Here is a 13,780-nt window from a genome sequence, read left to right as displayed (position 1 = left end):
TCGCACTCTTGTTCGGCACATTCGCGGAGCGCTAGGGTTGACGGGCCTGCGTGTGCGTCGAACCGGAGGTCGATCATGAGGGTCGGCAGAGTGATCATGCTCGTGGTGGGCGTCCTGATGTCGCTGCTCGGCCTGGCGTTGCTCACCGCCACCGCGTTCCTCGGCTGGGCGTACGCATTCCAGCGCGACAACGGCTACTTCACGACGCCGACGGAGCAGTACCGGACCGACACCGCGGCCCTGGTCTCCGAGAACATCGAGCTGGTCGTCGACGAGAACATGCCTGCGGGGTTCGGGCCGGAGGATCTCGGCCGGATCATGCTGCGCGGCACCGCGGCCGAGCCGGACCGGGAGGTGTTCCTCGGCATTGCGCGGCAGGACGACGTCGACGGCTACCTGGCCGGTGTCGCGCACACGGAACTCGGCGACCTCGACTTCTTCCCGTTCCAACCGGGATACCGGCAGATCCCCGGCGCCGGGCAGCCGGCCCCGCCGGGGGAGCAGACGTTCTGGTCCGCGTCGGCCTCGGGACCCGGTACGCAGGAACTGCAGTGGGACTTCCAGGAAGGGAACTGGACGATCGTCGTGATGAACGCGGACGCCTCTCCCGGCGTCCGTGTGGATCTCACTGCGGGAGTGAACCTTCCGATCCTCGGTCCGCTGACGCTGTGGTGCATGATCGGCGCACTCGTACTGCTGGTCATCGGCGTGCCCCTTCTCGTGCTGGGCGCGGTCGGCATCGGCAGACACCTGCCGCCGCCGGTACATGCGCCGCATCCCGCCGTGGCTGTCGTGGGTCCGTATCCGGTGACGGTGCGCGGCGACCTCGACGCGCCGTCGCGGTGGCTGTGGCTCGTGAAGTGGCTGTTGGCGATCCCGCACTTCGTCGTGTTGTTCTTCCTCTCGATCGCGCACTTCGTGATCACGGTCATCGCGGGCTTCGCGATCCTGTTCACCGCCCGGTACCCGCGTCCCCTGTTCGACTTCAACGTCGGTGTGATGCGCTGGTGGTGGCGCGTGTCGTTCTACACCTATTCCGCCCTGGGCACGGACCGGTATCCGCCGTTCACCTTGCACCGCACGGACTATCCGGCAGACTTCGACGTCGACTACCCCGAGCGGCTCTCACGCGGCCTGGTTCTGGTCAAGTGGTGGCTGCTGGCCATCCCGCACTACCTGATCCTCACCGTGCTGGTCACCGGCTCGTCGACATGGGTGGTGAGTGGCGACCTGGACAGCCCGGCCCTGTATTACGCCGGGTCGCTGCTGGGGATCCTGGTGCTGATCGCCGCGATTGCGCTGCTGTTCACCGGCCGTTACCCGGATGGCCTGTTCGATCTCGTGGTGGGGATCAACCGGTGGGCGTACCGGGTGTGGGCGTACGCGGCGTTGATGCGCGACGAATACCCGCCTTTCCGGCTCGACCAGGGGCCGCGCGATCGCGCGGCCCCCGAGCCGGAGCATCCGGTCACTTCTTGAACGAGTCCTTCACGTCCTCTACGGCGTCGGTCACCTTGTCGCCGGCCTTCTTCAGGCCGCTCGCCGCCTGGTCGTTCTTGCCCTCGTCTTCGAGACGGCGATCACCGGTCGCCTTGCCGGTGTGCTCCTTCGCCTTGCCCCCGAGCTCCTCCGCCTTGTGCTTCGCCTTGTCGATGAAGTCGGCCACGAGTCCTCCTCGGTTTGTGTGATCACGGGGTTGTGATCGCTCGGGTAGGAGTTACCCCGGACGTCGGGAGTGAAACGTCGGGGCGCTCCGCGCCCGGTGTGTCTGGTGGGCACTCCGCGCCCGGTGTGCCTTTGTGGCGGCGGGGACCGCCACAAAGGCACACGGGCGCCGAAGGCGCACCTACAGCCACCCGCGGCGCTTGAACACCACGTACAGGAGTCCGGCGGACAGGACGATCACCGTTGCGCTGGTCGCGACCCCGCTCGAGCCGCCGAAACCGGGGAACGGGATGTTCTGGCCGTACCAACCGGTGACCGCGGTCGGAACCGCGATGATCGCCGCCCACCCGGTGAGCTTCTTCATCACCGTGTTCAGCCGGGCGTCCTGCAGCGACAGATTCGTCTCGAACACCGTCGTCACCATGTCGCGCAGCGATTCGGTCCACTCCGTCGCCCGCACCACGTGGTCGTACAGATCCGTGTACCAGCTGTCGAGCTCGACCGAATTACCGTGCTCGGCACGGTGTCTCATGATCAGCGCGACCACCTCGCGCATCGGCAGCACCACGCGGCGCAGTTCGACGAGTTCCTTGCGGACCCGGTAGGTGCGACGCTGGATCGTCTTGGTCTGCGCGTGATCGTCGAACAGTCCGTCCTCGAGGCCCTCGATGGCCTCGTCGAGCAACTCGATCGTCTCGAACTGACCGTCGACGATCACGTCCAGCAGTCCGTGCACCAGCGCCTGCGTGCCGTGCACCATCAGATCCACGTTGTCGTCCCAGCGGCGCACCAGCTCCTCGACGTCGAACGCGTCGCCGCGCCACACCGTGACGATGCCGCGTGGCAACACGAACGCCGAGACGCGGCTCGTCCGCAGCCGCGAGGCCAGGTCGTCGCCCGTGTCGGGGCTGCCGGAGTCGAGCCTGGTCGCGTAGACCGTGAGGAACGTGTGGGTCGCATATCGGGTCGCCTTGGTGCGTTCACCGTGCGCGAGGGAATCCTCGACGGCGTGCGGGTCGAGGCCGAGCTCCTCGGCGAGTGCGAGCAGCCGCTCGTGGTCGGGTTCCCACAGGTCGACCCACACCAGCGCGGAGTCGTCCGCGAGGTGGTCGGAGACATCGGCCAGCGGAAAATTCTCGTCGACGAGCCGTCCGCCGCGCCACAACCGCGTGCGGACCCCGTCGGTGTCTGCGGAGCTCACAGCTCGCAGTGTGCCCGAACCGGACGCCGAACTCACGACACCCCGTCGGTACCCTTCGCGACGCCCGCGATACGCGCCACTTCGTCGACGAATGCCTCGTCGACGGTGGGCCAGTCGGGCGGCCACCGATTCTCGCGCAGTCGCTTGTGCAGAAGCTCCAGCACGGCGATCGTGTTCGCACCTCCGTCGAGGAGATACCGCAGCATGCCGCGCTCGCCGCAGATGTGGACCACCTCGGCGAGCCTCCGCTCCGCCTCCTCGGTGCGTCCCGCGGCGAACAGACATCCGACGAGCAGACGCGTGGCCATCAGTTCCGCACGAGGCCGGTTCTGGGCGCGCACCCGCCGGTGCCACCGATGCGCCCACTCGCAGGCGCGTTCCAGCGACTCGGGATCGCCGCGATCCCAGAGCAATCGGATGGCGGTGGAGTCCTCGATCTGGGCGGTCGTCTCCACGACACCATTGGGAAAGACGGTGTTGTCGTCCAACATCGGTCGTTCGGGTGGAGCCGGTATCGGTAGCCCCATGCGCACCCGTTCGTTGTCGATCCGCGCGCGCAGTCGTGGCAGATCGAGATCGGCCGCGGTCCGAGTCCCTTCGTCGAGCAGTGCCACGGCGGTCTCGAGGTCACCGCGCGCCGTCTTCAACCGAGCGGCGGTGACGAACCGTGCGGTCATGAACTCGGGGGTGCCGCCCTCGCCACCCATGTGCCGGCTCTCGTCGAGCAGTTCCTCCGCCTCCGCGATCCGGTTCTGCTCGTACAGTAGTTCACCGAGCATCGACGCGGTGAGACGCGCCGAGTGGGAATGTGGTCCGCTGTCACGGCGCGCGGTGCGCAACCCCGCACGGAAGAGACTTTCGGCGGCGGCGACGTCGAGCTGCTCACTTGCGGCGATACCGGCCAGGGTCTGTCCGTAGACGGCCGCGAACGTGCCCTTCGTCAGCTTGTGGTAGCGCGCGGCCTCTTCCTGCCGGCGTCTGGCTGCCGCGAAATCGAACCGGTACAGATCGCTGTAGGTGCCGAAATCGACTGCGGCCGAAGCCACCCACGGCGGCAGGTCCTCAGGCTTCTCCATGCACTCCCGGATCAGTTCCTCGATGCGCTCGGGGCGGTCCGACTGCATCTCGATCGAGGCTTCGAGCACGTCCGCCTCGATCCGGAACAGGTCGATCTCCGATTCGGGGAGGTCGCTGTGGGCCAGAGCTTCCCGCGTGGCATCGAGTGCCCGTTTCGCCTGCGGGAGTCGTTGCAGCGGAACGTTTCCCCACCCCAGGTTCAACTGCAGCCGAGGGCTTTTCGCCACGGCTTGCGGCGGTAGCTTGTCGAGCAGCGCGAGCAGCGTCGTCAGGTGCGAGCGCTCGGCGAGGTACAGGCCGTCCGCGGTGACCAGGTCCACCGCCAACTGCTCGTCGTCGGCGCCGAATGCGTGGTCGACCGCCTCGCTGAGCATGTGGTGCCGCGCGAACCACCGCGCGGCCGTGCGGTGCAGATCCGCGACGCGGTCCGGATGGTCGCGTTCGAGACGGCGCCGCAGGAAGTCCAGGAACAGGTGGTGGTAGCCGAACCAGATCCGCTCGTCGTCGAGATGGCGCAGGAACAGATCGCGATCCTCGGCCTCCTCGAGCATCGCCTGCCCGCGTTTCGTGCCGGCGAGGACGGAGGCGAGACTGCCGTTGATCCGTTCGGGGATCGAGGTGGCCAACAGGAATTCGTACATGTCCGGTTCGAGGGCGGACAGCACATTGTCGGCGAGGAACTCACCGATCGCGTGGTGCCGGCCGGACAGGTGCTCGATGAGACCGGACGGATCGTCGCTGTCGCGCAGGGACAACGACGCCAGCTGCAGTGCCGCGGCCCAGCCGTCGGTGGTGCGGGTGAGATCGTCGACGTCCTCGTGGTCGAGGTGCAGACCGCTCACGTCCCGCAGGAACGAATCGGACTCGGTGACGTCGAAACGCAGATGGTCGGAGTCGATCTCGACGAGTTCGTCGCGAACACGCATGCGGCTCAGGGGGAGTCCGGACCTGCTTCGGCTGGTCACCACGATCTGCAGGTGGTGGCATCCTCGGTCGAGAAGAAAGTCCAGTGCGGCAACGGTTTCCGGTGACTCCACCCGATGCCAGTCGTCGATGACCAATGCCGTGCGCATGTCCTGCCGGTGCAGCTCGTCGATGAGTGCGCTGAAGACGTACCGCTCCGCCTCGTCGTCCGCGTGGCTTTCGAGGATCTCCGACAACAGCTGGGCCAGAGCCGGCCGCACCTGACGCAGCGCCTCGATGACGTGGGTGAGGAACCACACGACATTGTTGTCGTCGTGGTCGACGGCCAGCCACGCCACCGGAACGCCCTCCCCGGTGAGCACCTCACGCCACTGCGCCGCCAACGTCGACTTCCCGAATCCGGCAGGTGCGTGGATGGCCGTGAGCCTGCGGCGCTGCCCGGCTCGCAGCAGATCGATCAGCCGGGTGCGAGGCACGAGCTGACGTGTGGTCGAGGGAGGACGGAATCGGGTCGCCGGCGCCGTCGACGGTGTCGTCGCCCCCGACGTGCCGTACCGATGCGATCCGGTGGTGGGCATCGCTCCGGTGGGAATTCCGCCGGTCCGGTGCGTGGCGGAGCCGAGCGGAGGGCGGTCGGCCTGGCCGGGGTGGGTCGGCAGCGCCATCTCGTCGACGTCGAGCGAGTGCGCCTCCTCGACCTGCCGGAGGATGTCACCGAATGCGAACGCCGTCTGCGGCCGGTTGTCCGGATCGGTGGCCATGCCCTGCTCGATTGCCGCGCACACGTCGTCGGGGATGCCCTCGCCGCGCAGGTCCGGGATCGGTTCGGTGGTGATGCGCACGAACTGCGCCACCACTCGTTCGCCCTTGCGGCGCTCGAACGCCGCGTGCCCGGTCAGTGCGCAGAACAGCGTCGCGGACAGCGAATACACGTCGGAGGTCGCGGCGGGCGGTTTGCCCTCGAGGATCTCCGGTGCGGTGAACGCCGGAGATCCGGTGATCTCGCGCGACGTGGTGCGGAATCCGCCTGCGACCCGGGCGATCCCGAAATCGGTCAGCTGTGGCTCGCCGTACTCGGTGATGAGGATGTTCGCGGGCTTGACGTCGCGATGCAGGATGCCCGACCGGTGAGCGGTTTCCAGAGCGCCGGCGAGCTTGACCCCGATGCGCAGCACGTCCCGCCACGGCAACGGCCCGTGGCGGCGGATGCGGGCTTCGAGCGAGTCGTGGGGGTGGTAGTGCATCGCCAGGTAGGGCTGACCCCCCGGCGTCGAGCCGGCCTGCAGCACCGTCACGATGTGCGGATGTCCCGACAGGCGGCCCATCGCGCGCTGCTCGCGGAGGAAGCGTTCGAGATTCTCCGGTTCGAGTGTGGAAGCCAGGACCTTCACCGCGACCGTGCGGTCGAGGTCCTCCTGGCGGCAGCGGTAGACGACCCCGAAACCTCCGCGACCTATCTCCTGCGGGTCCGCGAACCCGACTGCCTCCAGATCGCGCGCGTTGGCGTCCTCGTCGTCGGTGACGTCGAGGAACGGTGCTCGTTGCGTCTCGAGCGGATTCTGTTCGACCATCGCTGCAAACCGCCTCGCCCGGTTTCTCCAGGATAGTCGGGTCAGGTACCGCCCGGCGCTGATCCATCCAGCGGATTCGTTTACCGTGTTGCCGCCGGGACTACCGGAAAACGACACTGCGACCAGAAGTGGGACATAGATGAAGAAGACTCTCGCGGCGCTGTTGGGTGCAGGTGCAGTCCTGCTTGCGGCGGCGTGCGGATCCTCCGACGAGGGGTCCGACTCGGCCGGCGACACCACCGCGGCCACCACCACGACCAGCGCGGCGGCCGCCGCCGGCGATTCCGGCGCCACCGGGTCCACCGGGGTCGAGCTCGGCCAGAGCTACGACGAGATCTGCACCGCGATGCTGCCGTACTTCGAGCAGCTCGAGGGCTGGGGACAGGACCGCGCGGAGGCCGCCAAGTCCGTCGCCGACGCCCAGCAGATGCTCCCGGGCTGGGAGGGCCTCTCCGAGGACCAGAAGGCCGACACGCTCCGCGCCATCGAGAACGCCGGCAAGGGCGAGTGCTGATCGACTGCCAGGAGTTGTTCGCCAGGTTGCGGCGCTTCCCCGACGTGGAAGCGCCGAACCTGGTTGCCGTGGATGCCGCCGATCGGCTGCTCCTCGACGAAGCCGGCGCCGCGCTCGCCGCGGCGCCGGCGGGCACCTTCGTGGTCGTCGACGACCAGTACGGTGCCCTCACGCTCGGTGCCGCCGTGCGATACGGCAGCACCGGTATCCGTGTCCATCAGGATTCGGTGGTGGGGGAGCGGGCACTGGCCGCCAATGCCGACCGCGAAGGCCTCACCGACCACTACACCCGGCACGGCCTCGACGCTGCCCTGGTGACCGGCGCGCGGGTGGTGCTGCTGCGGCTGCCGCGGTCGCTGAGCGCGCTCGCCGAGATCGCCGAGACGATCGCCCGCCACGCCGACCCCGACGTCGTCGTCTTCGCCGGTGGTCGCGACAAGCACATCTCCCTGGCCATGAACGACGTGCTGGGACGTTCCTTCGCCGACGTGCAGGCCTCCCGCGGACGGCAGAAGTCGCGGGTGCTCACCGCCCGCACCCCGATCCCGGGCCCGTTCACCTATCCGGTGACCGAGACCCTGGCCGACATCGACCTGACGGTCGTCGCGCACGGAGCCGCGTTCGCCGGTCCGCGCCTCGACATCGGCACCCGGTTCCTCCTCGAGTTCCTGCCGCGTATGCGTCCGGACGCGGCGGTGGCCGTCGACCTGGGCTGCGGGACCGGGATCCTCGCGGTGTCCCTGGCCCGGCAGAACCCGGACCTGCGGGTCGTCGCGACCGACCAGTCCGCGGCGGCGATCGCGTCGGCCGCCGCGACCGCCGCCGCGAACGGCGTCGCCGACCGGGTGGAGGTGCTGCGCGACGACGCCGCCTCGACGCTGCCCGACGACTCCGTCGACCTGGTGGTCTGCAATCCCCCCTTCCACGTCGGCGCCGCGGTGCACACCGGTGCCGCCGAGAAGATGTTCGATGCCGCCGCCCGGATCCTGCGCGACGGCGGCGAACTGTGGACGGTGTACAACTCGCATCTCAACTACCGGGGAACCCTGCGGCGGGTCGTCGGACGGACCGACATGGCGGGACGGAACCGCAAGTTCACGGTGACCAGGTCCGTGCGAACCCGGTAGAGTCCGGTTCGTCCGATCTCGAGTGTGCCGGGCCGGTGTCTGCGGGAACTCCCGCGACCCGCAGCACGTTGAACGGACAGAACCGACCACGAGAAGGGATGTGCACGGTGCGCACCACCAGTAACCCGGTGTTCCGCAACCTGCCCAAGCAAGAGGGCGGCGGATACGCCACGTTCGGCTCTGCGACGGCGGGCGCCGCGCAGGTCACCCAGCAATTCGGTCAGCCGCAGTACGCGCAGCAGGATCAGTGGGCCCGCCCCGCGACCACCCGCGCGATGACCATCGACGACGTCGTGACCAAAACGGGCATCACCCTCGGTGTGCTGACGGTCTCGGCGCTGGTCTCCTACTTCCTGGTCAACTCCAATGTGAACCTGGCCGCGCCGTTCGTCATCGGCGGCGGTCTGGTCGGCCTGGTGCTGGTCCTCGTCGCGACCTTCGGCCGCAAGATGGACAACCCGGCGATCGTCCTCGCCTACGCCGTCGCCGAAGGCTTCTTCCTCGGCGCGCTGTCGTTCATGTTCACCGACATCACGTTCGGTGGAGCAGGCGGATCGACCCTCATCGCGCAGGCCGTTCTCGGCACGTTCGGTGTCTTCTTCGGCATGCTCGTCGTGTACCGGACCGGCGCGATCCGCGTCACCCCGCGACTGACCCGCATGATCGTGGGCGCGCTGATCGGCGTGCTGGTCCTGGCCCTGGGCAATCTCGTCGCCGGCTTCTTCATCGACGGCGGCCTGGGCCTGCGTGACGGCGGCGCTCTCGCCATCGTCTTCAGCCTCGTCTGCATCGGCATCGCCGCGTTCAGCTTCCTGCTGGACTTCGACGCCGCCGACCAGCTGATCCGCGCCCAGGCGCCGGAGAAGGCCGCGTGGGGCGTCGCGTTCGGTCTCACCGTCACCCTGGTGTGGCTGTACGTCGAGATCCTGCGACTGCTGAGCTACTTCCAGAGCGAATAGTCCTGCCCTGAACCTCGCCTGCCCGTGCGTGTTTTCGGTAGTTCCCACTACCGAAAACACGCACGGGCAGCGGTGTTTCTGTCGTGTTTCCGCCCGGCCGCCGAGACGGCCGCCGGGCCGGACCACATCGTGAAATGAGAACATGGAGCCATGCGCATCGCGGAAACCGTCGTCGACCTGATCGGGAACACCCCCCTCGTCAAGCTCAACTCGGTCGTCAAGCCGGGCTCGGCGCTCGTCGCGGCGAAAGTGGAATACCTCAACCCCGGCGGCAGCTCGAAGGACCGCATCGCGGTCAAGATGATCGACGCCGCCGAGGCGTCCGGCGCGCTGAAGCCGGGCGGCACCATCGTCGAGCCGACCTCCGGGAACACCGGCATCGGCCTGGCCCTCGTCGCGCAGCAGCGCGGCTACAAGTGCGTGTTCGTCTGCCCCGACAAGGTGAGCGAGGACAAGCGCAACACCCTCAAGGCGTACGGCGCCGAGGTCGTCGTGTGCCCGACCGCGGTTCCGCCGGAACACCCGGACAGCTACTACAGCGTCTCCGACCGCCTCGCCCGTGAACTGCCCGGCGGCTGGAAGCCCGACCAGTACTCGAACCCCGGCGGCCCGGAAAGCCACTACGAAACCACCGGCCCGGAGATCTGGCGCGACACCGACGGCAAGGTCACGCACTTCGTCGCGGGTGTCGGCACCGGCGGCACCATCACCGGCACCGGCCGCTACCTCAAGGAGGTGTCCGGCGGCAAGGTCAAGGTCATCGGCGCCGACCCCGAGGGCTCGGTGTACTCCGGTGGTACCGGCCGCCCCTACCTCGTCGAAGGTGTCGGCGAGGACTTCTGGCCCAGCGCATACGACCCGTCGATCCCCGACGAGATCATCGCCGTTTCCGACGCCGACTCGTTCGAGATGACCCGGCGGCTCGCCCGCGAGGAAGGCCTGCTCGTCGGCGGTTCGTGCGGCATGGCGGTCGTCGCCGCCCTGAAGGTCGCCGAGCGTGAGGGCCCCGACGCGCTCGTCGTGGTGCTGCTTCCGGACGGTGGCCGCGGCTACCTGTCGAAGATCTTCAACGACAAGTGGATGGCGTCCTACGGCTTCCTGCGTTCGCCGCTCGACGGCAAGCCCGACGATTCCACCGTCGGCGACGTGCTGCGCGCCAAGTCCGGCGACCTGCCCGACCTGGTGCACACCCACCCGTCGGAGACCGTGCGCGACGCCATCGAGATCCTCCGCGAATACGGCGTCTCCCAGATGCCGGTCGTCGGTGCGGAACCGCCCATCACCGCCGGTGAGGTCGCCGGGTCCGTAAGCGAACGGGAACTGCTCAGCGCCGTGTTCGAAGGCCGCGCGAAGCTCGCCGACTCGGTCGCCGAGCACATGAGCCCGGCCCTGCCGCTGATCGGTGTCGGCGAGTCGATCGGTGCCGCGACCAAGGCGTTCGGCGACACCGACGCCCTCATGGTCATCGACGACGGCAAGCCCGTCGGCGTCATCACCCGCCACGACCTGCTCGGTTTCATCAGCGCCGGTTCCTGACGAACGAACACTGCAGTCCGGTGACGTCTTCGACGTCGTGGTCCGGTGATGTCTTCGACGTCACCGGACCGCGGTGTCTCCGATGTCGATAGGCTGGACCGCATGAGTGAGCAGCACAGCCACGGATTCTCCACCCGAGCCGTCCACGCCGGATACGATCCCGACCCGCAGACCGGCGCGGTCAATGTGCCGATCTACGCGAGTTCGACGTTCGCGCAGGACGGCGTCGGCAACATGCGCAACGGATTCGAGTACGCCCGGACCGGCAACCCGACGCGGCGACCGCTCGAAGCGAACCTCGCCGCACTCGAAAACGGAACCTACGGACGGGCGTTCGGTTCCGGCATGGCCGCCACCGACTGCGTCCTGCGGTCGGTGCTGCGCCCCGGCGACCACCTGGTGATCCCCAACGACGCGTACGGCGGCACGTTCCGTCTCATCGACAAGGTCTTCACCCAGTGGGGCATCGAGTACACGCCGGTCGCGGTCAACGATGTCGACGAGGTGCGCGCGGCGATCCGTCCCGAAACCAAGCTGGTGTGGCTCGAGACGCCGACGAATCCGCTGCTCAACATCGGCGACATCGCCGCGATCGCCGAGGTCGCGCATGCCGGTGACGCAAAGCTGGTGGTGGACAACACTTTTGCTTCTCCGTACCTGCAGCAGCCGCTGACGCTCGGCGCCGACATCGTGCTGCACTCGACCACGAAGTACATCGGCGGCCACTCCGATGTGGTCGGCGGCGCGCTGGTGACGAACGACGAGGAACTCGACCACAAGTTCGGGTTCCTGCAGAACGGCGCCGGTGCCGTGCCCGGACCGTTCGACGCGTACCTGACGCTGCGCGGCATCAAGACGCTCGCGCTGCGCATGGAGCGGCACAGCGACAACGCCGAGCAGATCGTCGATCTGCTGGCCGGCCACAAGGCCGTGAGCCATGTGCTCTACCCGGGGCTCGAGTCCCATCCCGCACACGAGGTCGCCGCCAAGCAGATGCGCCGGTTCGGCGGCATGATCTCGGTGCGCCTGGCGGGCGGCCGGGAGGCTGCGCTGGACTTCTGCAAGCGCACCGAGATCTTCACGCTCGCCGAATCCCTCGGCGGCGTCGAATCGCTCATCGAACACCCGGGTGCGATGACGCACGCGTCGACCGCCGGTTCGGTGCTGGAGGTGCCGGAAGACCTGGTTCGCCTGTCGGTGGGCATCGAGGACGCCGCCGACCTGCTCGCGGATATCGAGCAGGCACTGGGATAGACGACACGGTCCGCCGGTCGGTTGCGTCCTGCGACCGGCCGGCGGACCCGTACGATCGACAGTTGTGAGCACAGACCTCGACGCCCTCACCGACGCCGCACTCGATGTGCTCCGTCGGCACGGACCGCTGACCGACGACGACCTCGCCGCGCATCTCGCCGACGAGGGATTCGGTGACGCCGACGAACTGGGGTACGCGGTCGTCGACCTCGATCATCCGTACCTCGACCTGCTTCCGGACGGGCGCAACGTCGCCGTCGACACGCTGCTCGAGGGGCGAGTGTTCACCCACCGTCTCTCGGCTGCGGAGATCGCGGCCGACGCGACCGGCGCCGACGAGCTCGGCCTGCCGACGAGAGCGCTGTGGGGCAACCCGGACGAGGACCGCGTGGGGTACGTCTTCAACGACCCGGAAGACGAACGCCTCGTCGAGCGGGGTATCGGGGACGGTGACATTCCGGACGAGTACATCCTGCTGCTCCCGCCGGGAACGTTCGCGGGGTGGTCGCCCGGTGACGTGGTGGCGTTCACCGTGACCGACGGACGTATGCAGTGGCGACGCGTCGACGGCGACCTCGCTGCCGGGCCCGACCTTGCGGCCGGCATCGGTGCCGACACCGAGTTCCCGCTTCTGCTCGAAGATGTGTTGCTGAGTCTCGTGGCAACCGATCCGGCCGCATTCGCCGAACCGGCCGTTCCGTTGAACGAGTGGATCGACGCCGCCGGTTTCGACCGGCATCAGGACGACATCGCGCCGCGCGGTTTCGACTTCGCCGAATACCTGCGCGAACAGCGGCTCGCCGTCTATGCCGAGGAGCTCGACCTCGACCGGGAAGCCGTCCCGGACGTGCTGATGTTCGTCGGGCTCGTCGAGTCGCTCGAGGACGGTGACGAGCTCGACCCGCAGTTCGTCGAGCACGGCGCCGCGCTGTACCGGCATCTCGCCGACCAGTACGTCGCCGCGGTGGCGCTGGGGCAGGTCATCGAACACGAACTTGCGCCGGCGTCGCTCGCGCAGGCGGCAGAAGTGTTGCTGTCCTTCGGATCTCGCGAACTTGCCGCACCTGCGCACTGGTTCGCCGGACGGGCCGCCGAATACGACGGACGGATGCGGGATGCCGAGCGCCACTACGAGCAGTCGGCCGGAGCCGATGTCGAGTTCGTACCGAGCCTGATCGACCTCGCCCACTTCGCATCCGACCGCGGGGACGCGGTGCGTGGCCTCACCCTCCTCGACCGGATCGAAGGCGGCGACGAAGAGCCCCTGTACGAACTACTGCAGTTCTTCCGGCCCGTCGACCGGCCCGACCTCGGCCGCAACGACCGCTGCTGGTGCGGTTCCGGACGCAAGTACAAGGTGTGCCACCTCGGCAAGGCCGATCACCCGCTCACCGAGCGCGCCGCATGGCTGTATCAGAAGGCCGCGATGCACACCGACCTCCCGCGATGGTCCGTTGTGCAGTTCGCGCTCGCCGAGAATCGCGTCGCCGACCTCGACGAGTTCGACGAGGAGTACGCCGAGGCCTTGAACGAGGCGCTCGCCGATCCGCTGATCACCGATCTGGTGCTGTTCGAGTGCGGGGCGTTCGCCGAGTTCGTCGAGCAGCGCGGTTACCTGCTGCCCGAGGACGAACTGGACCTGGCCAGGCAGTGGCTGGAGGCGAAGCGCTCACTGTACGAGGTCGAACGGGTGCAGCCGGGTGTGTCGGTGACCGCGCGGGATCTGGTCACCGGCGAGACCGTCGAGATCAGCGACCGTGTCGCGAGCCGGCAGGTCGGCGCAGGGGAACTGTTGCTGACCCGCCTCGTGTCCGTCGGCGACGCGTGGCGGATCGTCGGCGAGATCCAGCGGATCGCCGAGGAGCAGCGGGCCGCGATGCTCGAAGTCCTCGACGACCCGGACCTCGACCCCGCCGCGCTGGTCGACCCCTTCTCGGACGAGGCCGACTGAC

At 68.2% G+C, this 13,780-nt stretch carries 10 protein-coding genes; 7 read left to right on the top strand and 3 right to left on the bottom strand.

The genetic code is table 11. The features are described from left to right. Positions 1–75 precede the first annotated feature (75 nt). Positions 76–1,479 (top strand): DUF4389 domain-containing protein, encoded by a 1,404-nt coding sequence (locus ACWDTS_RS01375; protein WP_450117399.1) that lies wholly within the window; start codon positions 76–78, stop codon positions 1,477–1,479. Here ACWDTS_RS01375 and ACWDTS_RS01370 read toward each other — a convergent pair. The 3 genes from ACWDTS_RS01370 to ACWDTS_RS01360 form a co-directional block, all read right to left on the bottom strand. Next, entirely contained in the window at positions 1,469–1,666 is a 198-nt protein-coding gene (locus ACWDTS_RS01370; RefSeq protein WP_197251633.1) for a CsbD family protein, read from the bottom strand. The genes ACWDTS_RS01375 and ACWDTS_RS01370 overlap by 11 nt on opposite strands. Positions 1,667–1,846: 180 nt before the next feature. Then, positions 1,847–2,866 carry a magnesium transporter CorA family protein gene (locus tag ACWDTS_RS01365; protein ID WP_197251632.1) on the bottom strand — a complete coding sequence of 340 codons (1,020 nt, stop codon included), beginning with the start codon at positions 2,864–2,866 and terminating at the stop codon, positions 1,847–1,849. 32 nt (positions 2,867–2,898) lie between these two features. Continuing rightward, positions 2,899–6,438 carry a protein kinase domain-containing protein gene (locus ACWDTS_RS01360; protein WP_450117398.1) on the bottom strand — a complete coding sequence of 1,180 codons (3,540 nt, stop codon included), beginning with the start codon at positions 6,436–6,438 and terminating at the stop codon, positions 2,899–2,901. Positions 6,439–6,577: 139 nt separating this feature from the next. Here ACWDTS_RS01360 and ACWDTS_RS01355 point away from each other — a divergent pair, with 139 nt between their 5' ends. The 6 genes from ACWDTS_RS01355 to ACWDTS_RS01330 all read left to right on the top strand — a co-directional run bounded on the left by ACWDTS_RS01355 (position 6,578) and on the right by ACWDTS_RS01330 (position 13,779). Beyond that, positions 6,578–6,952, top strand: coding sequence for a hypothetical protein (locus ACWDTS_RS01355; RefSeq protein ID WP_197251631.1), 375 nt, complete (start codon positions 6,578–6,580; stop codon positions 6,950–6,952). Continuing rightward, positions 6,946–8,079 (top strand): class I SAM-dependent methyltransferase, encoded by a 1,134-nt coding sequence (locus ACWDTS_RS01350; RefSeq protein WP_450117397.1) that lies wholly within the window; start codon positions 6,946–6,948, stop codon positions 8,077–8,079. The genes ACWDTS_RS01355 and ACWDTS_RS01350 overlap by 7 nt, the downstream gene beginning before the upstream one ends. A 107-nt stretch (positions 8,080–8,186) precedes the next feature. Next, complete coding sequence (locus ACWDTS_RS01345) at positions 8,187–9,038, top strand: Bax inhibitor-1/YccA family protein (RefSeq protein WP_197257249.1); 852 nt, start codon at positions 8,187–8,189, stop codon at positions 9,036–9,038. A gap of 150 nt (positions 9,039–9,188) precedes the next feature. Then, entirely contained in the window at positions 9,189–10,574 is a 1,386-nt protein-coding gene (locus ACWDTS_RS01340) for a cystathionine beta-synthase (RefSeq protein WP_197257247.1), read from the top strand. Positions 10,575–10,676: 102 nt separating this feature from the next. Next, positions 10,677–11,828, top strand: coding sequence for a cystathionine gamma-synthase (locus ACWDTS_RS01335; protein WP_450117396.1), 1,152 nt, complete (start codon positions 10,677–10,679; stop codon positions 11,826–11,828). Between the two features lie 64 nt (positions 11,829–11,892). Continuing rightward, positions 11,893–13,779 (top strand): SEC-C domain-containing protein, encoded by a 1,887-nt coding sequence (locus tag ACWDTS_RS01330; protein ID WP_450117395.1) that lies wholly within the window; start codon positions 11,893–11,895, stop codon positions 13,777–13,779. Position 13,780 lies beyond the last annotated feature (1 nt).

The organism is Rhodococcus sp. NPDC003383, from assembly GCF_053589115.1.
The sequence above is the reverse complement of the archived record's forward strand: the minus strand, read 5'-3'. Positions and strand labels throughout refer to the sequence as shown.

Coding starts and splice junctions, on each gene's coding strand:
- ACWDTS_RS01375 (WP_450117399.1), top strand. CDS start 76: ATGAGGGTCGGCAGAGTGATCATGCTCGTGGTGGGCGTCCTGATGTCG.
- ACWDTS_RS01360 (WP_450117398.1), bottom strand. CDS start 6,438: ATGGTCGAACAGAATCCGCTCGAGACGCAACGAGCACCGTTCCTCGAC.
- ACWDTS_RS01355 (WP_197251631.1), top strand. CDS start 6,578: ATGAAGAAGACTCTCGCGGCGCTGTTGGGTGCAGGTGCAGTCCTGCTT.
- ACWDTS_RS01340 (WP_197257247.1), top strand. CDS start 9,189: ATGCGCATCGCGGAAACCGTCGTCGACCTGATCGGGAACACCCCCCTC.
- ACWDTS_RS01335 (WP_450117396.1), top strand. CDS start 10,677: ATGAGTGAGCAGCACAGCCACGGATTCTCCACCCGAGCCGTCCACGCC.